The 23,457-nt window shown below is 69.4% G+C and carries 22 protein-coding genes; 15 read left to right on the top strand and 7 right to left on the bottom strand.

Annotated elements, in window-relative coordinates; genetic code table 11:
* Positions 1-45: 45 nt before the first annotated feature.
* Positions 46-1,266, bottom strand: a complete 1,221-nt coding sequence (locus AC1D2K_RS04475; RefSeq protein ID WP_478086614.1) for an acetate/propionate family kinase — start codon at positions 1,264-1,266, stop codon at positions 46-48.
* Between the two features lie 61 nt (positions 1,267-1,327).
* On the opposite strand from AC1D2K_RS04475, the gene AC1D2K_RS04470 reads away from it, so the two are divergent.
* Positions 1,328-2,281 (top strand): phosphate acetyltransferase, encoded by a 954-nt coding sequence (locus AC1D2K_RS04470; RefSeq protein WP_478086613.1) that lies wholly within the window; start codon positions 1,328-1,330, stop codon positions 2,279-2,281.
* A 37-nt stretch (positions 2,282-2,318) separates the two neighbouring features.
* Here AC1D2K_RS04470 and AC1D2K_RS04465 read toward each other — a convergent pair whose 3' ends face one another.
* A complete protein-coding gene (locus AC1D2K_RS04465) occupies positions 2,319-2,738 on the bottom strand; it encodes a hypothetical protein (RefSeq protein ID WP_478086612.1) in 420 nt (139 codons plus the stop codon).
* 587 nt (positions 2,739-3,325) lie between these two features.
* Here AC1D2K_RS04465 and AC1D2K_RS04460 point away from each other — a divergent pair.
* Complete coding sequence (locus AC1D2K_RS04460) at positions 3,326-3,490, top strand: hypothetical protein (RefSeq protein WP_478086611.1); 165 nt, start codon at positions 3,326-3,328, stop codon at positions 3,488-3,490.
* Complete coding sequence (locus AC1D2K_RS04455) at positions 3,487-4,233, top strand: hypothetical protein (RefSeq protein WP_478086609.1); 747 nt, start codon at positions 3,487-3,489, stop codon at positions 4,231-4,233. Before AC1D2K_RS04460 ends, AC1D2K_RS04455 begins: the two co-directional genes overlap by 4 nt.
* 24 nt (positions 4,234-4,257) lie before the next feature.
* On the opposite strand, the gene AC1D2K_RS04450 is transcribed toward AC1D2K_RS04455, so the two are convergent.
* From AC1D2K_RS04450 to AC1D2K_RS04440, 3 genes are all read right to left on the bottom strand, one after another.
* A complete protein-coding gene (locus AC1D2K_RS04450) occupies positions 4,258-4,539 on the bottom strand; it encodes a hypothetical protein (RefSeq protein ID WP_478086607.1) in 282 nt (93 codons plus the stop codon).
* Positions 4,540-4,617: 78 nt separating this feature from the next.
* Positions 4,618-4,824, bottom strand: a complete 207-nt coding sequence (locus tag AC1D2K_RS04445) for a hypothetical protein (protein ID WP_478086606.1) — start codon at positions 4,822-4,824, stop codon at positions 4,618-4,620.
* Between the two features lie 220 nt (positions 4,825-5,044).
* Positions 5,045-5,965, bottom strand: a complete 921-nt coding sequence (locus tag AC1D2K_RS04440) for a LysR family transcriptional regulator (RefSeq protein ID WP_478086604.1) — start codon at positions 5,963-5,965, stop codon at positions 5,045-5,047.
* A 93-nt stretch (positions 5,966-6,058) separates the two neighbouring features.
* On the opposite strand from AC1D2K_RS04440, the gene AC1D2K_RS04435 reads away from it, so the two are divergent.
* The 10 genes from AC1D2K_RS04435 to AC1D2K_RS04390 all read left to right on the top strand — a co-directional run bounded on the left by AC1D2K_RS04435 (position 6,059) and on the right by AC1D2K_RS04390 (position 19,687).
* Positions 6,059-7,297 carry a CaiB/BaiF CoA transferase family protein gene (locus AC1D2K_RS04435; RefSeq protein ID WP_478086602.1) on the top strand — a complete coding sequence of 413 codons (1,239 nt, stop codon included), beginning with the start codon at positions 6,059-6,061 and terminating at the stop codon, positions 7,295-7,297.
* Positions 7,294-8,289 (top strand): hydroxymethylglutaryl-CoA lyase, encoded by a 996-nt coding sequence (locus AC1D2K_RS04430; RefSeq protein WP_478086600.1) that lies wholly within the window; start codon positions 7,294-7,296, stop codon positions 8,287-8,289. The genes AC1D2K_RS04435 and AC1D2K_RS04430 overlap by 4 nt, the downstream gene beginning before the upstream one ends.
* A 38-nt stretch (positions 8,290-8,327) precedes the next feature.
* The gene (locus AC1D2K_RS04425) at positions 8,328-9,329 is read left to right on the top strand and encodes a Bug family tripartite tricarboxylate transporter substrate binding protein (RefSeq protein ID WP_478086599.1); all 1,002 of its coding nucleotides are present in this window, start codon (positions 8,328-8,330) and stop codon (positions 9,327-9,329) included.
* A gap of 100 nt (positions 9,330-9,429) precedes the next feature.
* On the top strand, positions 9,430-9,936 hold the full coding sequence (locus AC1D2K_RS04420; RefSeq protein WP_478086597.1) for a hypothetical protein: 507 nt from the start codon (positions 9,430-9,432) through the stop codon (positions 9,934-9,936).
* Positions 9,937-10,921: 985 nt separating this feature from the next.
* A complete protein-coding gene (locus AC1D2K_RS04415) occupies positions 10,922-11,884 on the top strand; it encodes an AraC family transcriptional regulator (RefSeq protein WP_478086596.1) in 963 nt (320 codons plus the stop codon).
* Positions 11,881-13,992: a prolyl oligopeptidase family serine peptidase gene (locus tag AC1D2K_RS04410; RefSeq protein WP_478086594.1), complete on the top strand. Its 2,112-nt coding sequence runs from the start codon at positions 11,881-11,883 to the stop codon at positions 13,990-13,992. Before AC1D2K_RS04415 ends, AC1D2K_RS04410 begins: the two co-directional genes overlap by 4 nt.
* Positions 13,993-14,051: 59 nt before the next feature.
* Positions 14,052-17,738, top strand: coding sequence for a GAF domain-containing protein (locus AC1D2K_RS04405; protein WP_478086592.1), 3,687 nt, complete (start codon positions 14,052-14,054; stop codon positions 17,736-17,738).
* Positions 17,735-18,106 carry an Hpt domain-containing protein gene (locus tag AC1D2K_RS04400; RefSeq protein ID WP_478086591.1) on the top strand — a complete coding sequence of 124 codons (372 nt, stop codon included), beginning with the start codon at positions 17,735-17,737 and terminating at the stop codon, positions 18,104-18,106. The genes AC1D2K_RS04405 and AC1D2K_RS04400 overlap by 4 nt, the downstream gene beginning before the upstream one ends.
* Entirely contained in the window at positions 18,099-19,163 is a 1,065-nt protein-coding gene (locus AC1D2K_RS04395) for an adenylate/guanylate cyclase domain-containing protein (RefSeq protein WP_478086590.1), read from the top strand. The genes AC1D2K_RS04400 and AC1D2K_RS04395 overlap by 8 nt, the downstream gene beginning before the upstream one ends.
* 104 nt (positions 19,164-19,267) lie before the next feature.
* Complete coding sequence (locus tag AC1D2K_RS04390; protein WP_478086588.1) at positions 19,268-19,687, top strand: hypothetical protein; 420 nt, start codon at positions 19,268-19,270, stop codon at positions 19,685-19,687.
* Between the two features lie 56 nt (positions 19,688-19,743).
* Here the strand turns inward: AC1D2K_RS04390 and AC1D2K_RS04385 are convergent, their stop codons facing one another.
* Entirely contained in the window at positions 19,744-20,385 is a 642-nt protein-coding gene (locus AC1D2K_RS04385; RefSeq protein ID WP_478086624.1) for a LysE family translocator, read from the bottom strand.
* Between the two features lie 111 nt (positions 20,386-20,496).
* Positions 20,497-20,652, bottom strand: coding sequence for a hypothetical protein (locus AC1D2K_RS04380; RefSeq protein WP_442284593.1), 156 nt, complete (start codon positions 20,650-20,652; stop codon positions 20,497-20,499).
* Positions 20,653-20,842: 190 nt separating this feature from the next.
* Between AC1D2K_RS04380 and AC1D2K_RS04375 the strand changes: the two genes are divergently transcribed.
* Positions 20,843-21,925, top strand: coding sequence for an ornithine cyclodeaminase (locus AC1D2K_RS04375; protein ID WP_478086586.1), 1,083 nt, complete (start codon positions 20,843-20,845; stop codon positions 21,923-21,925).
* A 1,123-nt stretch (positions 21,926-23,048) separates the two neighbouring features.
* A partial coding sequence (locus tag AC1D2K_RS04370; protein WP_478086585.1) for a hypothetical protein occupies positions 23,049-23,457 on the top strand: 409 nt, incomplete at its 3' end.

The following is a 23,457-nucleotide window of genomic DNA, read 5'->3' as shown; positions in this document are numbered from 1 at the left end:
TCTCAAGCGCTTCCATAGGGCAGACTAACCTCTTCGTGCCAATCTTCAAATTGCACTTTGGTGCAACGGCGGATCGAGCAAGCCCACGGTGTGCCGCGCGATCATCAGTTCCTCGTCGGTCGGTATGACCCAGGCCGAGCAGCGGCCGGCGGCGCGGCTGATGCACGGGCCGCCGCCGTCGTTGGCGTCGTCGTCGAGCTGCATGCCGAGCCAGCCCAGTCGTGCGACGACGAGGCGGCGGATATCGGCGCCGTGCTCGCCGATGCCTGCCGTGAACACCACCGCATCCAGGCCACCCATGGCTGCCGCCAGCGACCCGATCTCGCGCACGATGCGGTAGACGAAGAGCTCGATCGCGAGGCGGGCGCGCGGCGCATCGCTGGCGCGCAGCACGCGCATGTCGCTCGAGACGCCGGAGACGCCGAGCAGACCCGACGCCGTGTAGAGCAACTTCTCGATGGCCCGCGCATCCATGCCGCGCTCGTTCATCAGGTACAGCAGCACCCCGGGGTCGATCGCCCCGCAGCGCGTTCCCATCGGCAGTCCGTCGAGCGCCGTGAAGCCCATCGTGCTGGCCACGCTGCGGCCGCCCTGCAGCGCGCACGCGCTGGCGCCGTTGCCCAGGTGCAGCGCGACCACCCTGGCCGACGCCAGTTCCGGCGCCACTTCCGGCAGTCGCGCCGCGATGTATTCGTAGGACAGGCCATGGAAGCCATAGCGGCGCACCCCGCTCGCGTACAGCTCGAAGGGCAGCGCGAACATCTGCGCGACCTCGGGGTTGCTGCGGTGGAAGGCGGTATCGAAGCAGGCCACCTGAGGCACGCCGGGCAGCGCTTCGAAGGCCAGGCGGATCGGCGACAGGTTGTTGGGTTGGTGCAGAGGCGCCAGTGGCGACAACGCGTCGAGCTGCTGCAGGACCTCCGGCGTGACGAGCACCGGCTGGGCGAAGGTGGCGCCGCCGTGCACCACGCGATGGCCGACGCCGCGCAGCACGATGCCCGGCACCCGTTCGCGCACGAAGCCGATCACATGGTGCAGCGCCGCGTCGTGCCCGAGCGCCGAGCCGGCGTCCCAGGCCCGATGGCCGATCTCCTGGCCCGCCGGATCCCTGACGGTGAATTCAGGCGCCGTGTCGAGCCCGTCGACCAGGCCGCGCAGGACCAGGCTCAGTGCCTCGCCGCGCATTTCGTACAGCGAGAACTTCAGGCTCGACGAGCCTGCGTTGGCGACCGCGACCATGTCACCGCCGGGCGTTGCAACAGACATTTTTCTCATCCTCCGGGAAAGCACGACACTTATAACCCCGACCCTGTTCACTGGAGCACCCATGGAGCCTTCGTCCGCCGCCGCGCATCCCCACTACGACCGCCTGATCGCCGCCGCGCGCGCCCTGCCACCGTTGCGCGTCGCGGTGGTGCACCCGGCCAACGAAGTGGCGCTGCAGGCGGCGCTCGAGTCGGCCCGGCTGGGCCTGGCCGCGCCGCTGCTGGTCGGGCCGCGCGCGAAGATCGAGGCCGCCGCGCGTGCGCTCGGGGCCGGGCTCGAGGGCATGCGGATCGTCGACGCGCCGCACAGCCACGCAGCCGCCGACATGGCGGTCGCGCTCGCGCTCCAGGGCGAGGTCGACGCGCTGATGAAAGGCAGCCTGCACACCGACGAACTCATGGCCGCCGTGGTGCGCCGCGAAGGAGGCCTGCGCACCTCGCGACGCATCAGCCACTGCTTCGTGATGGACGTGCCGGGCCACGCGCAGCCGCTGATCATCTCCGACGCGGCGATCAACATCGCGCCGACGCTGGAGGAGAAGGTCGACATCGTGCAGAACGCGATCGACCTCGCGCATGCCCTGCGGATGCCGGCCGTGCGCGTGGCGCTGCTCTGCGCGATGGAGACCGTGAATCCCAGGGTGCCGTCGACCCTCGACGCCGCGGCGCTGTGCAAGATGGCCGACCGCGGCCAGATCACCGGCGCGCAACTCGACGGCCCGCTGGCCATGGACAACGCGATCGACCCCGAGGCGGCGCGGATCAAGGGCATCGTCTCGCCGGTGGCGGGCCTCGCCAACGTCCTGATCGTGCCCGATCTCGACGCCGGCAACATGCTGGCCAAGAGCCTCAGCTTTCTTGCCGGCGCCTACGCCGCAGGCATCGTCCTGGGCGCGAAGGTGCCGGTGATCCTGACCAGCCGGGCGGACTCCGAAGCGGCGCGGCTGGCTTCGTGCGCGGTCGCCTCGATGCTGGTGAAAGCGGCGCGCGAGGGCTCGATCAAGGCGGTCGGCTGAAGAGGGCCCGCGCGCATCGCTCGCGCCGCGATGCGACCTACCGGACTCTCGTGACCGTCACGTTCACCGCGCCATGGTTGTTGAGGTAGGCGAACCAGGCGTCATTGGCGAACAGGAACAGCTCGGGCTCGACCTCGTCGCTCTGGCCTTCGTAGGTCCACACGGCGTGCTTCCCGATGGGGAACAGATGGGCATCGTTGCGACCGATCGCACCGATCAGCTGGAACCACCGGCCTTCCTTGCAGCGCAGCGCCCAGCGCGCCATCGACTGGGCGAAGCTGGGCTGGATCCTGCCGTCCGCGCTCGATGCCAGATGCCAGTCGAGCCATCGGCTGTCGTCCGCCGCGATCTCGTAGGTGGCGCCGGGCGAGAGCAGGACGCCGGTCGGGTTGTAGTGATTGCCGCTGGCGATCGAAAGCGGCCCGGACGAGTCGCCGATCGCGAGATGCATGGTCATGGTTGTCCCCCTTCGCAGGTCTGCCCCCCGACCGCACACGCCGCTCGAAGTCGCCCGTCGTCCGTCCTCGAGGACGACAGCGGCGCTGTGTGACGCGGCAGTTTACTCTTCAGGGCCCATCTTGTGCGGCCTCGGCGGCAGCTTCGCCTCGATCGCGTCCCTCGGGCGGCCGATCCAAGTCCGCCCGGCCTTTTTCCACCGGGCGGAATGCAGCTCAACGCTTTTGATCAGGCTGCTGGGGGGTGCTCGGGTTGCCTTGACCGGGCTGCGGCTTTCCTGGGTCGGTTTGCTGCTGCTGCCCGGGGCCGCTTGGTTGATTGCCCGGTTGATTCGGCGCGTTCTGTCCTGGTTGGTTTGCCATGTGTTACCTCTCGAGTGTTCGGAGCAACGTCACTCCGGATTTCAATGTAGGAAAGCCTTCTTCGTGCGTTCGTAGGCCCGTCATCAGCCACTGCGTAGGACAAGTGTCTACGCGACGCCGCCTACGCCGGCGTTGATGGAGCGCTGTCCTACAGCCGATCGGCATCCTCGGCTCCATACTGAAAATTCAGAGAGGAGATCCTCAACGAAGAACGGAGATTTCTGAAGTGAACACACTGACCGACGAAGACCACGAAGCGGCGCTGGACAGCCACCTTGTGTCGCGCGTGCCGCGGGACTGCACGGCGTGTTGCAACATCCTCCGCCATCTGCAGAATCCCGCCGACTTTGAATCCTCCGACAGGATTTCATTGCGGGACACGGGCAAATGAAAGCATCACCAGGAGCGCGCAGCTGGATGGCGGCGGGCGTTCGCCACGAACTGCTCATGCGCGCGTTGCCCGCTTTGCGACACGAGATGGCCGCCCCCGTGGCCGCAATTCGCATGGCGGTCCTGCTGATGAAGCACCAGCTGGCAAGTGCATCCACGGTCGACCCTGCGGCTCTGGCAGCGCGGGCGGCAGGCATCGAGGACCAGGTCGCGGCGCTCCCGGCCGGCAAGCAGTTCCTGCGCGGTTTGGAACTCTCGAGCGATGGGGAAAGCATCACGCGCAGCGACCTCGTGGCGCAGGGGACTGCGCTCATGCGCGTGGCTTTCGATMTCCGCGGCATCAGCCTCCGTGTCGGCGACGAGTTGTCGAGCCAAGGCGGGCCGCGATTCCCGAACAGCGCTGCACTGCTCTATATGTTCCTGGGCGCGCTCGGCTATCTGAACGACAACGCGGAACATGTCGACGCGATCTGTATCGAGGCCGAGGGTGTCGATGCGTTGCGCTTCTCTGCGCGGCATGGCGAAGCACCCATCACCGATTCGCCGGATGACGCCCATGGCGCGCCGCGTGCGCTTGCCATCGATGCCGTCGCGCTGCAATTGCTGGCGGATGGGCTGGGCTACGCAGCATGGATCCTTCCCGATTCGGTGCATTTCGCGCTGAGGCCTGTGCCGCATCCTGCCGAGACTCGCGCGGCACCGGCGCTAGATCGCCCGGAGCAGTCAGCCCGCGGGTCCGGCTAGCGCGCGTCTGTCCTTCTCAGCCGCCTACTTCAGGCTTGGCAGCTTGTCGGCTGAGATATGGGTGAGTCGCCCCCGAGCGGCAACCCCGGACTTGAGGTCTGCGCCAGCCGCCTCGGAGATCTCGGCCGCATGATCTGCGAACACTTCCAGGCACTGCTGTGCATTCAAGTTCGTGTCGCCGGCCAGATCGGCCAGGGTATCCGGGACGACAATGAATTCAGCACTCCCGTCCTCAGACTCTGCCTCGAATACCACGCCGGTGCCGCGCAAACTGATCTCCCATCGAGCGTTGGTGATGTTCGTCATTTCAACCTCCGGTGTTTGGAAGACCAGTATGAACCAATCCACCCAGGTCACCCGCACTCGATCCGCAACGTCGCGCGGCTAAGTCAGCTTGTCAATGCGATGTCTCGCTTCGGCAGTGGCCTCTATCACCGCGGCGGCCTCAGACCTGTGGCCAGGCTGGACTTGCTCAGCGAACAACAACTGGCCGTCGATTTCAAATCGCCAACGCCAAGTCCCAATTGCCCGGGTCGTGGTGATCACCACAGTGTGGCCTTTGTACTCGAAGCGTTTTTTCAACGTCTGCATGTGAGTCATCCCTGCTCTGAGCAAACAGTATGGAGGTGCACCCAATCCCCCTCTCGCAGCGATGTATCGCACGGCGCTTGACGGCAGCATGGCGCACTCGCGGCGCGTGATCCCCCAGGGCCTCGGGATCAGCTTCTCCGGCACCGTGTGGGGTTCGATCCTCCGCGCGTTCACCCGATTTCGACCAGCACCCTTGCTTCGTGCTCGGGATCTGGGGCGGTCATGCCCCTGGGTGCGGCGCAGGACTGACCGGCGCGCTGTCCGCACACAGGTGGTCGACCAGGCTGCGCGCGGCAGGCGACAGGGCCTCGATCGACCGCACGCAGACCATGAGCTGCCGCCGCACCCAGGGCTCGTCGAGCGCCACGGCGCGGATGCCCAGGGACGACAGGTAGAGGCGCGCGCTCCGGCGCGGCAGCACGCCGACGCCCATGCCGGCCGCCACCATCAATGACATGGCGTCGTAGCCGCTGACCTGGATACGCAGGCGCAGCGGCAGGCCGATCTCCGCCGCCGCCTTGTGCAGCTGGTTGTTGACCGCGCTGCCCGGATGCGCGCCCACGAACTCGTACGCCAGCGCCTCGCGCAAGCTCGCCTTCCTGCGCCGTGCCAGCGGATGCTCGCGCGGCACGATCAGCACCAGTTCGTCCTCCCGGTACGGCAGCACGGTCAGCGCTTCGCCATAGGAGCCCGCATTCAGGATGCCGATGTCGGCCGTGCTGTCGGCCACGGCGCGCGCGATCGCCGAGCTGATGCGCTCCTGCAGATGCACCTGTACCAGCGGCGCCGTCGCCATGAAGCTGCGCAGGTCGTCCGGCAGGAACTGGGTGATGGCCGAGATATTGGCAAAGACCCGCACGTGGCCGCGCAGGCCGCTCGCATAGCCGGCCATCTGCTCGGCGATGTCGTCCAGGCCGTTGAGGACGCCGCGCGCGAGACCGAGCAGCGCGTGCCCGGCGGCGGTGGCCTGCGCCCCCTTGTTGCTGCGCTGGAACAGCACCGTGTCGAGCGCGTCCTCGAGCTCGCTGAGGCGCTTGCTCACGGCCGCCGGTGCCAGGTGCTCGCGCAGCGCGGCGGCGGCGATGGTGCCCTCCTCCATGACCGCCACGAAGAGGCGCAGAGAGACGGGATCGAGCTTCATGGAGCAGCCATTACACACCATCGCGATCCGCGATGGCAGCCTCGCCAATCACCGCTTTGCAGCGTGCCGGGGGCTGGCCATCATGCCTACCCCATGAACGCTGCTTCCCCCCTCCCGCCCCTTTCCTCATCCGCGCCCGCGGCGTCCGCTGCCCTCGCCGGCCTGCGGGTGGTCGAGATGGGTCAGCTGATCGCCGGCCCCTTCTGCGGCAAGACGCTCGGCGAGTTCGGCGCCGACGTCGTGAAGATCGAGACGCCGGGCAGCGGCGACCCGCTGCGCAACTGGCGCATGCTGCAGGATGGCACCTCCGTCTGGTGGCAGGTGCAGTCGCGCAACAAGCGCTCAGTGGCGATCGACCTGCGCTCGCCCGAAGGCCAGGACATCGCCCGCCGGCTGATCGGCGAAGCCGACGTGCTGATCGAGAACTTCCGGCCCGGCACGCTCGAAGGCTGGGGCCTGGGCTGGGAAGACCTGCGCCGGACCAACCCGGGGCTGGTGATGCTGCGCATCTCGGGCTACGGCCAGACCGGCCCCTACCGCGACCTGCCCGGCTTCGGCGCCATCGGCGAGGCCATGGGCGGGCTGCGCCACCTGACCGGCGAGCCCGGGCGGGTGCCGGTGCGCGTGGGCGTCTCGATCGGCGACACGCTGGCGGCGCTGCACGGCACCATCGGCGTGCTGCTGGCGCTCTACCACCGCAAGGTGCACGGCGGGCCCGGCCAGGTGATCGACGTGGCGCTGCACGAGGCGGTGTTCAACGTGATGGAAAGCCTGCTGCCCGAGTACAGCGCCTTCGGTGCGGTGCGCGAGGCGGCCGGCAGCGCACTGCCCGGCATCGCGCCGTCCAACGCCTACCGGTGCAGCGACGGCTACGTGCTGATCGCGGGCAATGGCGACAGCATCTTCCGGCGGCTGATGGAGACGGCGGGGCGGCCCGACCTGGCGGCCGCGCCGGATCTGCAAGGCAATGCCGGGCGGGTGGCGCGCGTCGACGAACTCGACGCCGCGATCGCCGCCTGGACGCTGCCCCAGCCTGTGGCCGAGGTGCTGAAGCGGCTGGCCTGCGCCAACGTGCCGGCCGGCCGCGTCTACACCGCGCAGGACATCCACCAGGACCCGCACTACCGGGCACGCGACATGATCCTGCGCCAGACCACGCGCGACGGCCACGAGATCGACGTGCCCGGCATCGTGCCCAAGCTGTCGAACACGCCCGGCAGCGTGCGCTCGTCGGCACCGCGGCTCGGCGACGACACCGACGCCGTGCTGCGCGAGGCCGGCCTGACACCCGAACAGATTTCCCTGCTCCGCGCGAAAGGCGCCATCGCATGAATCCGCAAGACAGCTGGACCGGCGCACGCCGCCGCATCCACATGCAGGAGGTCGGCCCGCGCGACGGCCTGCAGATGGAATCGGCCTTCGTGCCGACCGCCGACAAGATCGCCTTGATCGATGCGCTGTCGGCCGCCGGGCTCGCGAAGATCGAGGCCACCGCCTTCGTCTCGCCCCAGGCCATTCCCGCGCTGCGCGATGCCGAGATCGTGCTGCGCGAGATCGCCCGCACCCCGGGCATGGTCTACACCTGCCTGGTGCCGAACGTGCGCGGCGCCGAGCGCGCGGTCGAAGCGCGCGCCGACGAGCTGAACCTGGTGATGTCGTGCAGCGAGACCCACAACCTCGCCAACCTGCGCATGACCCGGGCCCAGTCCTTCGCGGCGCTGTCGGAAGTGATCGCGCTGGCTCGGCAGGCCGAGGTGCCGGTCAACGTGTCGCTGTCCTGCGTGTTCGGCTGCCCGATGGAAGGCGACATCGACCCGGCGGCGGTGCTCGACTGGGCGGAGCGCTTCATGGCCGCCGGCGCGCGCGGCATCACGCTGTGCGACACCACCGGCATGGCCTTCCCGACCCAGGTGGCGCAGACGGTGCGGGCGTTCCGCGGGCGGCTGCCCGACGCCGAGCTGACGCTGCACTTCCACAACACGCGCGGCATGGGCCTGGCCAACGTGCTGGCTTCCATCGACGCGGGTGCCGACCGCTTCGATGCCTCCCTCGGCGGGCTGGGCGGCTGCCCCTATGCGCCCGGGGCCAGTGGCAACGTGTGCACCGAGGAGATCGTGCACGCGCTCGAGCTGATGGATTTCGACACCGGCTGCGACCTGCCGCTGCTGCTGCGGGCGGCCGAGCGGTTGCCGGCGTTGATCGGCCACGACATCCCGAGCCAGATCGTCAAGGCCGGCCGCAGGCTCGACCTGCACGCGCCACCGCCCGACTTCGCGCTCTGGCGCGACCGGGCCCTGGCGCGCGATGCCGGCCCGGCGACCTGAGACATCGCCTTTTTCAAAGATCACAAAAGGAGACTTCCATGACAACCTCGCACCACATCTCTCGCCGCGCGCTAGGCCTCGCGACGATCGGCATCGCGGCCTTCGGGCTGGCCCCGGCGCTGCACGCGCAGGCGCCGGCCGGCTATCCCAGCCGGCCCGTGATGCTGCTGGTGCCCACGGCCGCGGGCGGCACCACCGATATCGCGGCGCGCATGCTCGGCGTGCCGCTGGGCAGCGCGCTGGGCCAGACGGTGGTGGTCGACAACAAGGGCGGCGCCAACGGCGCCATCGCGGCGGTGGCGGTGAAGCGCGCCGAGCCCGACGGCTACACGCTCCTGATGCAGTACTCGGGCTATCACGTCATCACCCCGCTGGTCAGCAAGCAGGCGCCGCAATGGGAGGCGAAGGACCTCACGCCGGTGGCCAACGTGCTGTCGGCGCCGCAGATCGTCGTCGTGCGCGCCGACCTGCCCTTCAAGACCATGGCCGAGCTCGTGGCCTTCGCGAAGGCGCACCCCGGCAAGCTCAACTACGCCTCTTCAGGCAACGGCTCGCTGCAACACGCGACCGGAGCGATGCTGGAGCAGCAGGCCGGCATCAAGCTGACCCACATCCCGTACAAGGGCACCGGCCCGGCGCTGCAGGACCTGCTGGGCGGCCAGGTCGACATCACCTTCGGCACGGCACCGCCCTTCGTGCCGCACATCCAGTCGGGCAAGCTGCGGGTGCTGGCCACCACCGGAAAGACCCGCCTCGCGAGCCTGCCCGAAGTGCCGACGACCGCCGAGGCCGGCCTGCCCCAGCTCGACGCCACCTCGTGGTTCGGCGTGTTCGCGCCCGCCAGGACGCCCAAGCCGATCATCGACAAGCTGACCGCGGAGATCGCGAAGACCGTGTCCACCCCCGCCTTCAAGCAGAAGGCGCAGGAACAGGGTGCGACCGCCGACTACCTGAACCCGCAGCAGATGGACGCGCTGGTGAAGGCGGAGACGGTGCGCTGGGCGGAGGTCATCAAGGCGGCGCGGATCGAGGCAGACTGAGCGCCAGCCGCCCCGGTGTGCAGGTGCGCGAACTCGCCGACGCCCGGTCGGCAATGCTTCGACAGCCGGAGGGTCTTCGGGCGCGAATACCATGGCCATCATGTCGCACTCATCCGGTTTCCGACGCACGGCCGCATGCGCCATGGCGCTGGTCGCCGCCTTGCTCGCGGGCTGTGCGAGCGACCCCTCGCGCGTGCAGCCCGGCGCCGGCCGCGACCAGGTGCTTGAGCAGCTGGGGCCGCCCACGGCCGTCTATCGCACCCCGACCGGCGATCGGCTGCAATATTCACGCGGCCCCGCCGGCTTCCAGGTCAGCAACGTCGACCTCGACACCTCGGGTCGCGTGCGATCGGTCAGGCAGGAGCTCGACGAAGGCCTGTTCGGCAGCACGATCCGGCCCGGCGAGTGGCGCGTGGAGGACGTCCTCTTCACCTACGGGTCACCGTTCGAACGCACGCGCGTGACCTCTTTCGACGGCACCGTGTGGTCCTGGCGCTACCTTCACATCAACAACCGGCGGCTGCTCTACATCTACGTCGACCCCACCGGACGGGTCGACCACTACAGCGTCGGCGACGATCTGGAGCGCGAACGCTGGCGTTGGTAGGCCGGATCCGGAATCCGACCAGATCCCGCGGGCCGCCGTCTCGCGCACATAGTCCGAAAAACCCCTCGCCGGCCGCCTCAACGCGCGCTGCACGCCGTCGGCGACCGACGCATTGCGCCCATCCAGCACCTCGGTGAAGAGATAGCGGATGAGATCGGCGAAGCCTGGCGGCAATGGCGCCTGCTGCAGCGCGGCAATGTAGTCTTCCATCGGCACTTCGACGAAGTCGATCCGGCGCCCGGTGGCGCGGCCGATCTCGGCGATGGCGTCGGCGAAGGTCCACAGCCGGGGACCCGTCACTTCATAGAGCTGGCCCGCATGGCCGTCTTCGGCCAGCGCCGCGACCGCGATCTCGGCGATGTCGGCGGCGTCCACGAAGGGCTCGCCGACCGCACCCACAGGCAGCGCGACGACGCCCGAGAGGATCGGGTCGAGCAGATAGCCTTCGCTGAAGTTCTGGCAGAACCAGCTGGCCCGGATCAAGGTCCAGTCGACGCCCGAACGGCGCACGATGTCTTCGCAGCGCTGGGCTTCGGGCTCGCCCCTGCCGGACAGCAGGACGAGCCGCGTCACGCCGCTTCGCACCGCCAGGTCCGTGAAAGCCTGGATCGCGGCCGGCGCGCCCGGCGCCGCAAGGTCGGGGTGGTACGCGATGTAGGCCGCATCCACGCCTTCCAGTGCCGCGGGCCAGGTCCGGGCGTCGTCCCAGTCGAAGCCGGGCACGGCGGCGCGCGAACCGATGCGCACGCCGAGGCCCCGGGCCTGCAGCCCTTGCGCCACGCGGCGGCCCGTCTTGCCCGTGCCGCCGAGGACCAGTTTCAAGACTTCTTTCATGATCGTCTCCTGAGGGTGGGTGGAAGAAGCTCCGATGTTGGCCGGGGATGCGGACCCGGCGGTTGCAGGCCGTCGCTCGTTCATGCCCGATCGTCCAAAACGATGGACGCGCCGCCGCTGGCGCGCGGATACTGCGGCCATGCTCGACGCCATGACAACACCCGCCGATCCGCTGGGCGAAGCGCTGCACTTCCTGCGCATGAGCGGCACCTTCTATTGCCGCTCGGAATTCACGGCGCCGTGGACGCTCGGGCTGCCGGCGATGGACAGCTGCCTGATGCTCCATGTCGTGACCTCGGGCGAGTGCCGGCTGGAGATCGACGGCGCCGAACCCTGTGCTCTCCGGACCGGCGATCTCGCGCTGGTGCCGCACGGCGAAGGCCACAAGCTGAGCTGCGGCGCGGGCGCCCTGCCCAGCCAGCTGTTCGATCTGCCGCGCGAACTCGTCAAGGACCGCTATGAAGTCCTGCGGCATGGCGGCGGCGGCGCGGCCACCTCGATGATCTGCGCCGCGGTGCGCTTCGACCACGCCGCCGCGCATCGGCTGCTGGAGGCCCTGCCGCGCGTGATCCGCGTCGATGCCTGGGATTCCCCCGAGAAGGACTGGCTGCAGAGCACGCTGCGCCTGATCGTGGCCGAGGCCCAGGAACTGCGCGCCGGTGGCGAGACGATCATCACGCGGCTGGCCGACATCCTCGTGATCCAGGCGATCCGCGCCTGGCTGGCGAGCGACCCCGCCGCGCAGACCGGCTGGCTCGGCGCGCTGCGCGACCGGCAGATCGGTCGCGCCATCGCGCTCATCCATCGCGACCCGGCGCGCCACTGGACCGTCGAATCGCTGGCACGCCAGGTCGGCATGTCGCGCTCGGCCTTTGCGGCGCGCTTCACGCACCGGGTCGGCGAGCCCGCCATGCAGTACGTGGCGCGCTGGAAGATGCATGCGGCCGAAGCCTGGCTCAAGGATGAAGAGACGCCGCTGGCCGAGCTCGCAAGCCGCGTCGGCTACGAGTCCGAGGCCGCGTTCAGTCGCGCCTTCAAGCGCTTCACCGGCGTCTCGCCGGGGTCGGTGCGGCGCGCCACGTTTCGCGAAGTTCGGATCCAATCGACCTCATGACCTCCCCTCTCCCTTCCGGAACCGAACCCGAGCCCGCGCCCACGGAGCCCGCAGATCCTCGTCTGTGGCTCGAGGAGGTCGAAGGTGCCGACGCCCTGGCCTGGGTCCGCCAGCGCAATGCCCGGACCCTGCGCACCCTGGCGGCCAGCGACGAATTCGCCAGCACGCGGGCCGCGGTGCGGGCGGTGCTCGACTCCGAGGCGAAGATTGCCGAGGTCTCCAGGCTGGGCGACCTCTATTACAACTTCTGGAAGGACGCCGCCCACCCGCTGGGCCTGTGGCGGCGCACCACGCTGGCCGAGTACCGGAGCGCGAATCCGGCCTGGGAGACGGTGCTCGACCTCGACGCCCTCGCCGCGGCGGAGGACGTCCACTGGGTCTGGCACGGAGCGACGGTGCTGCGGCCGGCCTTCCGCAAGGCGCTCGTGAGCCTCTCGCGCGGCGGATCCGATGCCGACGTGACGCGGGAGTTCGACCTGGTGGCCAAGGCCTTCGTGGCGCCCGAACACGGCGGCTTCTTCCGCCCGGAGTCCAAGGGCGGCCTGGGGTGGATCGACGACGACACCGTGTATGCGTTCGCCACCCTCGGGGACGGCGCCTCCACCACGTCGGGCTATCCGCGGGTCGCCCGGCGCTGGACCCGGGGCACGCCCCTGGAATCCGCCCGCACGGTGTACGAGGGCCTGGCCGACGACATGTACATCTCGGCCTTCCGGATGCACACCCCGGGTTTCGAGCGGGACTTCGTGTCCCGGTCGCTCGCGTTCTACAGTTCGGAGCTCCTGCTGGTGACGAAGGGCGGCCAGTTGCAGAAGGTCGATGCCCCCTTGTCGGCCGAACTCAGCGTCAGACGGGAGTGGCTGCTGATCGAACTGCGTGAACCGTGGACCGTGGATGGCCGCAGCTACGCCGCCGGATTCCTGCTGGCGACGCAATTCGATCGTTTCATGCAGGGCGAGCGCGACTTCGCCGTCCTGTTCGAACCGGGCCCGACGCGCTCGCTGGCGGCAACGACCTGGACCCGCAGCCAGCTGGTCGTCAACGTGCTCGACCACGTGAAAAGCCGCCTGCACGTCCTGACGCCGCCGGCCGCCGGCACCGGGCCCTGGGAGCGCAGCGAATTCGTCGGCGCCCCGGCCATCGGCAGCGTGCACGCGCGAGCGGTCGAAGCGGACGAATCCGACGACGTCTGGCTCACTGCCACCGACTACCTCACCCCCTCGACCCTGTCGCTGGCGACCGTGGGCCAGGCGCCCGAGCTGCTCAAGTCCATGCCGGCCTTCTTCGATGCCAGTGGGCTGGCGGTCGAGCAGCACTTCGCCGCCTCGGACGACGGCACCCGCGTCCCGTATTTCCTGGTGGGCCCGGCGGACCTGGTGCGCGACGGCACGGCGCCGACGCTGCTGTACGGCTACGGCGGCTTCGAGATCTCCCTGACCCCGGGCTACTCCGGTGCGCTCGGTCGGGCCTGGCTTGCGCAGGGCGGCGTGTACGTGGTGGCGAACATCCGCGGCGGCGGCGAATACGGGCCGCGCTGGCACCAGGCAGCGCTGCGCGAGAACCGCCACCGCGCCTACGAGGATTTCGCCGCGGTGGCGGACGACCTGGTGGCCCGCCGGATCACCTCGCCAGCCCACCTCGGAGCGCAGGGCGGCTCCAACGGCGGGCTGCTCGCCGGCATGATGCTGACCCGCTACCCGGAGCGCTTCGGCGCGGTGGTCATCGAGGTGCCGCTGCTGGACATGCGGCGCTACGCCCGCCTGCTGGCCGGCGCCTCCTGGATGGCCGAGTACGGCRATCCCGACGACCCCGCGCAGTGGGCCTTCATCCGGACGTTTTCCCCCTATCACCTGTTCGATGCGCACCGCGCCTGCCCGCCCGTGCTGTTCACCACCTCGACCCGGGACGACCGGGTGCACCCGGCGCATGCCCGGAAGATGGCGGCGGCGATGATCGAGGCGGGCAAGGACGTGACCTACTACGAGAACATCGAGGGCGGCCACGGCGGCGCCGCGAACAACGAACAGGCCGCCACGATGCAGGCCCTGGCCTACCGATTCCTGTGGGAGCGGCTCGGCCCCCGCGACCACCAGCCGCTTCGCCGCTAGACTCCACGCAGTGTGCGCGACTCGCGCATCCACCCCTGATCGCAGGAGGCACTTGCCCCATGGCGGAGTCCCGGTCCCGGCCACTGTCGATGCAGGCGCTGCGCGCCGGCACCGACCTGCGCGAACCCTTCGAGCGCGTGATCGACAGCGGGCTGCGCCTGAATGCGTCGTGCAGCGAGAGCGAGCTGCACCGCGTCCTGGTCGACGAGGCGGCGGAACTGAGCGGTGCGCAGCGGGTGCTGCTGGTGCTCGAGGCCGATGGCGGCCCGCGCATCGCCGCGTCGATGCTGCCGCCAAGTGAAGATGCCGCCACTGTGCTGGCCGCGATCGAACCCTGGCTCGGCGAAACCCGCCGCACGCACGCCGCGAGCCTGCGTCATGGGCCCGAAGGCGCCGCCCCCCTGCTCCAGCGCTCGTGCCTGATCGCCCCGCTGGTCGCGCAGCGCGAGCTGCTCGGCCACCTCTACGCGGACATCGAAGGCCCGGCCGGTCGCTTCCATGGGTCGGACCGCGAGTTGCTGAGCCGGCTGGCGAGCCAGGCCGCCGCGGCCCTGGCCCACATCCGCTCCCGCGAGCGCCTGGAACGCCAGGTGGCCGAGCGCACGGCCCAGCTCGCGCAACGCGCCGGCGAGCTCAGCTTCATCAACAGCATCCAGCAAGGCATGGCGGCCGGGCTGGAATTCCAGGCCATCATCACCATGGTCGGCGACAAGCTGCGCGAAGTGTTCGATAGCGGCGACGTCAGCATCCTGTGGTGGGACGACAAGACCAACCTCATCCAGGCGCTGTACCGCTACGAACACAACCTGCCGCTGCCGCTGCCGCCGGCGCGGCCCTTGCAGCCGGACGAACCGGCGCAACGGCTGCTCCACACGCGCCAGGTCGGCGTGGCGAACACGCGCGAGGAGCAGACCCGGGCCGGCCTCAAGCCGGCCCCGGGCACCGATTGGGCGCTGTCGATGGTCGCCGTCCCGATCGTCGGCAGCGACCGCGCCCTGGGGATCATCGGGCTGCAGAACCACGAGCGCGAATACGCCTTCGGCAGCAGCGAGATCCAGCTCCTCGAAACGGTGGCCGCGAGCATGGGCGTCGCGCTCGAGAACGCGCGCCTGTTCGACGAGACCCAGGAGGCCCTGGCGCACCAGACCGCGGCGGCCGAGGTGCTGAAGGTCATCAGCGGCTCGCCGACCGACGTGCAGCCGGTGCTGGACACGGTGGCCGAGCGCGCCGGCCAGTTGTGCCGGGCCGAAGGCAGCCGGGTCTGGCTGGCGGTCGGCGACCGGCTGCGCGCGATGACGAGCTATGGGCCGGCGTACGGAGGCGACTCGGCGGGCCTGGAGCTGCCGCTGCGCGCCAGCTCGATCGCCGGGCGCGCMTTCCTGGAGCGCCGTTGCGTGCATGTCGAAGACGTCGTGCCGCTGCTCGCCACCGAGTATCCGGACGTGCGCGAGCTGCAGGCGCGCAACGGCTTCCGCACGGTGCTGGCCGTGCCGATGCTGCACGACGGCCGGTCGGTGGGCGTGATCTCCCWGCTGCGCAACCAGGTGCGGCCTTTCGCGCCGGCCGAGATCGGGCTCGTCCAGACCTTCGCCGACCAGGCGGTGATCGCCATCGAGAACGTCCGGCTGTTCAACGAGACCCAGGAGGCGCTGGAACGCCAGACCGCGACCGCCGAAGTGCTCCAGGTCATCAGCGGCTCCATGGAGAACGCGCAGCCCGTGTTCGACAAGATCCTGGAGAGCTGCCAACGCCTGTTCTCCGGTTCCCAGATGGGCATCTCGCTGATCGGGTACGACGGGCAGGTGCACCTGGGCGCGCACCGCGGCTCGGCCCGCGAGGCACTCGAGAAGTACTATCCGCGGCCCATCGACCACACGCCGATCGGGCAGGCCATGGGGGGCCCCGACATCGTCCACATTCCGGATGCGCTGGCCGAACCGCAGCTGCCCCAGTTCATGCGCCAGGTGGCGGAGAAGGTCGGTACCTACGCGATCATGATCGCCCCGCTGATGTGGGAGGGCCGCAACATCGGCTCGATCCACGTGACCCGCCAGCCGCCGGGGCCGTTCGCCGAGAAGGAAATCAAGCTGCTGAAGACCTTCGCCGACCAGGCCGTGGTCGCCATCCAGAACGCCGCGCTGTTCAAGCAGGCGCAGGAGGCGCGCGCCGCGGCCGAGGCCGCCAACGCCGCCAAGAGCGCGTTCCTGGCGACGATGAGCCACGAGATCCGCACACCGATGAACGCGGTGATCGGCATGAGCGGCCTGCTGCTCGACACCACGCTCGACGCCGAGCAGCAGGACTACGTCKCGACCATCCGCGATTCGGGCGATGCGCTGCTGACCATCATCAACGACATCCTSGACTACTCGAAGATCGAGGCCGGGCGCATGGACATCGAGTCGCATCCGTTCGACCTGCGCGACTGCGTGGAGACGGCGCTCGACCTCGTCAGCACCCGCGCGACCGAGAAAGACCTCGACACGGCCTACGTGTTCGAGGGCGACGTGCCGGCCGCCGTGAGCGGCGACCTCACGCGGCTGCGGCAGGTGCTGCTGAACCTGCTGAGCAACGCGGTGAAGTTCACCGAGACCGGCGAGGTGGTGCTGACCGTCAGCGCCGAGGCCGCGTCCGCCGGCAAGGTGACGCTGACCTTCGCCGTGCGCGACACCGGCCTTGGCCTGTCGCCGGAGGGCATGGGCCGGCTGTTCCAGTCGTTTTCGCAGGCCGACTCCAGCACCACCCGCAAGTACGGCGGCACCGGCCTGGGCCTGGCGATCAGCAAGCGGCTGGCCGAGCTGATGGGCGGAACGATGTGGGCCGAGAGCAACGGCGTGGGCAGCGGCTCGACCTTCTTCTTCACCATCGAGGTGCCGACCGCGCAACTGCCGCCGAGCCGGCGTCGCGACTTCATCGGCGTGCAGGCCGAACTGCGAGGAAAGCGCCTGCTGATCGTCGACGACAACGCCACGAACCGGCGCTTGCTCTCGCTGCAGACCGGCCGGTGGGGCATGGACCCGCGCGCCACCGAATCGCCGGCCGAGGCCTTGCGCTGGCTCGGAGAAGGCGAGCGCTTCGATCTCGCGATCCTCGACATGCACATGCCCGAGATGGACGGCATCGACCTGGCGCGCCGCATCCGCGCGAAGCACGCGGGCCTGCCGCTGGTGTTGTTCAGCTCGGTGGGCCGGCGCGAGGCGGGCGACGCCGAATCGCTGCTCGACGCCTACCTGGCCAAGCCGATCCGCCAGTCGCACCTGTTCGACACGCTGGTGAGCCTGCTGGCGCCCGACGCGGCCGCCAAGCCCGCGGCCGGCGGCCCGGGCAAGCCGCAGATCGACCCGTCGATGGCCGCACGCCATCCGCTGCGCATCCTGCTGGCCGAAGACAACGCGGTGAACCAGAAGCTCGCGATGCGCCTGCTGCAGCAGATGGGCTACCGGGCCGACCTCGCCGCCAACGGCATCGAGGCGGTGGAATCGGTGCAGCGCCAGGCCTACGATGTGGTGCTGATGGATGTGCAGATGCCCGAACTCGACGGACTGGACGCGACGCGGCAGATCTGCACGCTGCTGCAGGCGGCGCAGCGTCCGCGCATCGTGGCGATGACGGCCAATGCCATGCAGGGCGACCGCGAAATGTGCATGGCCGCGGGCATGGACGACTACCTGACCAAACCGATTCGCATCGACCGGCTGGTCGAAGCGCTGACCAGCGTGCCGGCACGAAAGGACCGAACGACATGAACACCACCGACCAGCGCGGGGGGCCCATGAGCGATGCCTCCATCGACCGCGCGACCTTCGCCGAACTGCAGGACACCGCGGGAGCCGATTTCGTGAAGGAGCTGGTACAGACCTTCCTCGAAGAAGCGCCGGCGATGCTGAAGGAACTGCGCGACGCCTTCGCCACCGGCAACACCGACGCCTTTCGCCGCGCGGCGCATTCGCTCAAATCGAACAGCCTCACCTTCGGCGCGCTCGCGCTGGGCGCCATGGCGCGCGAGCAGGAGCTTGGGGGCCTCGAGGCGGCGCGGCGATCGGATGCACTCGACGCGCTGGCGGCGGAGTACGCGCGAGTGGCTGCGGCCCTGGAGGAACTGAGCCATGACTGACTTTCGCCATGCACCGGCCCGGCTGCTGGTGGCGGACGACAACAAGGTCAACCGCCTGCTCATGGCCCGCAGTCTCGAACTGCAGGGCCACAGCGTCCACTGCGCCGAGAACGGACGCGTCGCCCTCGAACTGCTGCGGCGCGAAGCCTACGACCTGCTGCTGCTCGACATGGAAATGCCCGAGATGGACGGCTTCCAGGTGCTGGAGCAGCTGATCGGCGATCCGCAACTGCGCGACCTGCCCGTGATCGTCACCTCGTCGCTCGAGGGCGTGGCCGACATCGTGCGCTGCATCGAGCTCGGCGCCGAGGACTATCTGCACAAGCCGGTCAATGCGGTGCTGCTGAAGGCCCGTATCGGCGCCAGCCTCGAGAAGAAGCGCCTGCGCGACCAGCAAAAGGAGCTGGTGCGCCGCTTCGCCACCTCCGAGGTCGTGCAGGACCTGGAGCAATCCGGCTTCGCGCTCGGTGGGCGGCATGTGCATGGCACCGTGATGTTCTCCGACATCCGGGGCTTCACCGCGCTGGTCGAATCGCAGCCGCCCGAAGAGACGATCGAACTGCTCAACACCTACTACACGCTGATGTTCGACGCCATCAACGGCCACGGCGGCGTGGTGAACCAGATGGTCGGCGACGGCCTGATGGCCATCTTCGGCGCCCCGCTGCCGCTGCCCGACCATGGCGCGGCCGCGGTGCGCGCGGCACTCGACATGGTCGAGATGATCGACCTGCTGAACGTCGAGCGCACCGCGGCGGGCAAGCCCGCGATCCGCATCGGCGTGGGCATCGCCACCGGCGACATGGTGGCCGGCTACACCGGCACGCAGCAGCGCGCGACCTACACCTGCATCGGCGATACCGTGAATCTTGCCGCGCGCCTGGAGGAACACACCAAGCTCGCCAAGCGGACGATCCTGCTCGATCCGGCGACCTGCATGGCGCTCGGTGGACGCATTCCGGTCGAGTCCCTCGGCGCGGCGTCGATGCGGGGCAAGGCGACCGCGGTCGAGGTCTACGCCGTCACCGAGGCGGATCGGTCGAGGCCGACAAGCTGAAGCATCGCCCGCCGATGTCACAGAATGTGATTCGTGTCCACCAAACCTGGGGGTGGGGCGTTCGGGCACACTAAGGCCCTTTCGCCCATCCTTCGGAGAGTTCCGTGAGCTTCACTGGCCCTGCATTTGTCAAATGGGCGTTTTCAGCGGCCCTGGCTGCCGCTGCCCTTTCCACCGCCGCTGCGGCGCATGCCGAGGTCAATGTGTCCGTCGGCGTCGGCGGCCCGGTCTACTACGAGCCGGCTCCGGTCTACGCGCCCCCGCCGCCGGTCTACTATCAGCCGGCGCCGCCGGTGTACTACCAGCCTGCGCCTCCGGTGTACTACCAGCCGCAGCCGCCCGCCTATTACCGTCCGGCACCGTCCTACTACGACGGCCCTGCCTACGGACCGGGTTACCGGCAAGGCCCACCCCCGCGGCCAAAGCTGAGCGACATGCAGCAACGCGCGCTGGACAACTGCGCCCTGCTGGCGCCGCGCGAGCAGCCGAGGTGCCGCGCCACGGTGCTGTCGACCACCCGCTGAGCACGACGCCGCGATCCGCCCCGCCATGGCGTGAGGCACCGGGGAACCGCGAGACCTCAGGCCAGCCTGTTGCGCAAGCGCAGCATGCCGAGCCCGAGCAGCACGAAGGCAGTGCCCGAGATGCGCTGGAACAGCCGCACGCGGCGGACGTCGCAGAAGCTGTGCTTCATGGTCCGCGCCACCAGCACGTAGAACGCGTGCGACAGCACGGTGAAGGCCGCGAAAGTGGCCGTCAGGACGAAGAACTGCTCGAGCACCGGCGCGCCTGGGGCCAGGAACTGCGGGAAGAGCGCCGAGAAGAAGAGGATGCTCTTCGGGTTGGTCAAGGCCACCGTCAGGCCATGGCCGAACAGCCTGAGCGGCGCATGCGCTCCGGAGTCCCCCGCGGATCGACGCGTGTCGGCGAAGGCATTGGCGCCGCTGCGCCACTGCCTGACACCGAGATAGACGAGGTAGGCGGCCCCGGCCAGCTTGAGGGCCATGAAGGCCGTGGCCGAACTGCTCAGCAGCACGCCGAGGCCGGCCATCGCGATGGCCGACACCAGGAACACGCCCGCTGCATTGCCGAGCGAACCCCACATGGCCCGACGCGGCCCCACCGACACTGAATTGGACACCGCCAGCAGCACGGCCGGGCCCGGCGTGAAGGCCATGAAAAGCGAAACCCCGCAAAAGACGAACCAGCTGGACCAGGTCACCATCACTCCTTGCAACGCTGCCGGCGCGGCGGCGAAATCAGCCCGCCATTGTGTTCAGGATCGGCATTTCCGCGCTGACCGAGGGCCATGCCTTGGCGAGGGGACAGGCTCTCAGAGCTTTTCCTTCACGAATCCCGCCGCGTTCTCGTCCGCGCCGGGCTTGCCCTCGTCCGAATGGGGGTTGGTCGGATCGGTGTCGGTAGGAAATTCCGGCTCGACCGGAAGTTGCGCGGGATCGTCCTCGGAAGGGACTTTGGGGGTCGTCATGGGCTTGGCTCCTTTTGGCGGCAAGGAAGTCTCATTGTGAGCCGCTGGCTGCAGGAAAGTGGCCGATCTGCCGAAGCGCCAGCGGCGTCTGCCGGATCGCCAGGGAACCCGCCGAAACGCGACATCCTTGGCACTTCCGTCTGACGRGCATCGCCGGGACACTGGTCCGCATCGAGACCGGAGGCCTGCCATGCAAACCCACCCGACCACCGTGTACCTGAGCGCTCCGGAGATGATCCGGCTGGTGCAGCGCAAGGGGCTGTGCGCCTGCATTGCCGGCGTGGCCGAGCGCATCGAGCGCGAGTTCCTGCGCTGGAACGCGTTCGACAAGGTCGCCCGCGTCGCCTGCCATTCCGACCTCGGCGTGATCGAGCTGATGCCGATCGCCGATGCCGCCCGCTTCGCCTTCAAGTACGTCAACGGCCATCCGGGCAATCATCGCCATGGCCTGCCCACGGTGATGGCCTTCGGCGTTCTGGCCGACGTGGACACAGGGGCCCCCCGCCTGCTGTCCGAACTGACGCTGACGACGGCCATTCGCACGGCCGCCATGTCGGCGCTGGCCGCGCGCCGCCTGGCACGCCCGGGCAGCCTGCGCATGGCCTTGATCGGCAACGGCGCGCAGAGCGAATTCCAGGCGCTGGCGTTCCGCGATCTTGTGGACATCCGCGAAGTGCAGCTCTTCGACACCGATGCCGCTGCCACCGCCAAGCTGGCCGCGAACCTGCGCGGCCAGGGTCTGGCGGTCCGCCTCTGCGGCAGCAGCGCCGAAGCGGTGCGCGGCGCCGACATCGTCACGACTGCGACGGCCGACAAGACCCGCGCCACCATCCTCACGCCCCCGATGATCGAGCCCGGCATGCACATCAATGCCATCGGCGGCGATTGCCCGGGCAAGACCGAGCTGCACCGGGGCGTGCTCGAGGCAGCGTCGGTATTCGTCGAGTTCGAACCGCAGTCGCGTATCGAGGGCGAGATCCAGCAGATGCCCGCGGACTTTCCGGTCACCGAGTTCTGGCAGGTGCTCGCGGGCCACCGGCCGGGTCGCGTCGATGCCTCTCAGGTCACCGTGTTCGACTCGGTGGGCTTCGCGCTCGAGGATTTCGCCGCACTCTCGTTCATGGCCGAGACCGCGGCCGAGCTGGGTCTCGGCGAGATCATCGAGCTGGTTCCGCAGGCCACCGATCCGAAGAACCTGTTTGGCTTGCTGCAGGACAAACGGCCGCCTCGTGGGCACCGAAGGGCCCTGCAGGATCCAAGCCTGCATCATTGACGGTGCCCGATATCCGGCGGACCCTGGCCGTTTGGCCGATGGGATCAGCACGCCGGCCGCCGTGACAGCGCTGGCCTCGATGAGCTAGCATGCACTACCACGCGAAAGGCGAAGGACGGCATGACGAAGTTCTGCAGTTCCTGCCACACGCCCAACCGGGATGCGGCCAAATACTGCCGGGGTTGCAGTGGCAGGTTCTCGGGCCACGATTCGCCTGAAGTGTCTTTCGACAGCACGCTGCGCGATCCCGTTGCGCAGCCGAAGGCAGCGCCCGTCCGGGCAGCGTTCGCAAGAGCTGCCGAGCGACCGCCGCCAAAGGCCCGCCTCCCTGCGCGCACCGGCTCGATCGGCGCACCCCCGCGCCTCGACGTCTCCGTCTTTCTGCTGCTGGCCGTGCTGCTGGCGATGGGCGGCATCTTCGTACTCTGGCACTCGAGCCGCCTCGCGAGTCACAGCCCGCCGCCATCTCTGCCACCCACTTCGCAGCAGATGGAGGCGCCTGCCCCGTCACTTCAGCTCGCGATCGCTCCGGAGCCTGTCGTTCCGGCTTCGACGGCGGAACCGGTCACGCCGGCGACGACCCCGGAGCCGATGCCGGCGTCGCCACAGAACGAAGCCGCGCCGCAGACGCCGCCAAATGAACCGGCGCCGCCTCCTCCGTCCAGCCTGGTGGCAAGCCCGTCCGAGCGCGCACCGGCGGCAACTCGCCCCTTGGCGACTCCCGACCCCGCCCCCGCCAAGGGCAAGGCACTCGAGGGCACCAGGGACGTGGACCTGGCCAAGGCGCGCCCACGCGCGCCGGTGCGACCCATCGCTGTACCGCCCCCCTCGCTTGCGGTGCGCGTATCGGCACCGGATCCGAGCATGCGCATGGCCAATGTCGACGCCACCAGGCCTGTGCCCAAGCCCAGCGTGCCAGTCCAGACCGACAAGGCGCCTGCGTCGAACGGCCCGCGGGGCTGCGACCGCTACAACCCCTATGGCGAAGCCCTTTGCCTGAACACGCCGGCGAGCCAGGGAACACAGTCGGCCCAGGGCCCGGCGGCCGGCTCATCGTCGGGGCCAGGCGTTGCGGCCCTTTCGAAAACGTCGCCGGCCACGACCACGTTCGCTGTGGCTGTTGATGCAGGCGGAAGCGGCGCTGGTGGGGGTGGTGGCGGAGGCGCTGGTGGGGGTGGTGGCGGAGGCGCTGGTGGGGGCGGCGGCGGCGCTGGCGCTGGCGGCGGCGCTGGTGGTGGCGGCGCTGGTGGTGGTGGCGCTGGCGGTGGTGGCGCTGGCGCTGGCGCTGGCGGTGGAGCTGGCGCCGGTGGTGGCGCTGGCGCCGGTGGTGGAGCTGGCGCTGGTGGTGGAGCTGGCGCCGGTGGTGGAGCTGGCGCTGGAGCTGGCGCTGGAGCTGGAGCTGGAGCTGGAGCTGGGGCTGGTGCCGGTGGCGGCGCCGGTGCTGGCGGTGGCTCGGGCGCTGGCGGCGGTCCCGGCGGTGGTGGCGGCTCCGGCGGCGGCGGCGGTCCCGGCGGTGGTGGCGGCCCCGGTGG

The organism is Variovorax sp. P1_H12_2, from assembly GCF_056405335.1.
Note: the sequence above shows the minus strand (reverse complement) of the source record. Positions and strands in the feature narration are given on the sequence as shown.

Bases quoted from the DNA above. Each gene is read 5' to 3' on its own strand.
- AC1D2K_RS04380 (WP_442284593.1), bottom strand. From the start codon at position 20,652: ATGACGACCCCCAAAGTCCCTTCCGAGGACGATCCCGCGCAACTTCCG.
- AC1D2K_RS04420 (WP_478086597.1), top strand. From the start codon at position 9,430: ATGTCGCACTCATCCGGTTTCCGACGCACGGCCGCATGCGCCATGGCG.
- AC1D2K_RS04425 (WP_478086599.1), top strand. From the start codon at position 8,328: ATGACAACCTCGCACCACATCTCTCGCCGCGCGCTAGGCCTCGCGACG.
- AC1D2K_RS04435 (WP_478086602.1), top strand. From the start codon at position 6,059: ATGAACGCTGCTTCCCCCCTCCCGCCCCTTTCCTCATCCGCGCCCGCG.
- AC1D2K_RS04375 (WP_478086586.1), top strand. From the start codon at position 20,843: ATGCAAACCCACCCGACCACCGTGTACCTGAGCGCTCCGGAGATGATC.
- AC1D2K_RS04445 (WP_478086606.1), bottom strand. From the start codon at position 4,824: ATGCAGACGTTGAAAAAACGCTTCGAGTACAAAGGCCACACTGTGGTG.
- AC1D2K_RS04430 (WP_478086600.1), top strand. From the start codon at position 7,294: ATGAATCCGCAAGACAGCTGGACCGGCGCACGCCGCCGCATCCACATG.
- AC1D2K_RS04415 (WP_478086596.1), top strand. From the start codon at position 10,922: ATGACAACACCCGCCGATCCGCTGGGCGAAGCGCTGCACTTCCTGCGC.
- AC1D2K_RS04440 (WP_478086604.1), bottom strand. From the start codon at position 5,965: ATGAAGCTCGATCCCGTCTCTCTGCGCCTCTTCGTGGCGGTCATGGAG.
- AC1D2K_RS04450 (WP_478086607.1), bottom strand. From the start codon at position 4,539: ATGACGAACATCACCAACGCTCGATGGGAGATCAGTTTGCGCGGCACC.
- AC1D2K_RS04395 (WP_478086590.1), top strand. From the start codon at position 18,099: ATGACTGACTTTCGCCATGCACCGGCCCGGCTGCTGGTGGCGGACGAC.
- AC1D2K_RS04475 (WP_478086614.1), bottom strand. From the start codon at position 1,266: ATGTCTGTTGCAACGCCCGGCGGTGACATGGTCGCGGTCGCCAACGCA.
- AC1D2K_RS04465 (WP_478086612.1), bottom strand. From the start codon at position 2,738: ATGACCATGCATCTCGCGATCGGCGACTCGTCCGGGCCGCTTTCGATC.
- AC1D2K_RS04400 (WP_478086591.1), top strand. From the start codon at position 17,735: ATGAACACCACCGACCAGCGCGGGGGGCCCATGAGCGATGCCTCCATC.
- AC1D2K_RS04470 (WP_478086613.1), top strand. From the start codon at position 1,328: ATGGAGCCTTCGTCCGCCGCCGCGCATCCCCACTACGACCGCCTGATC.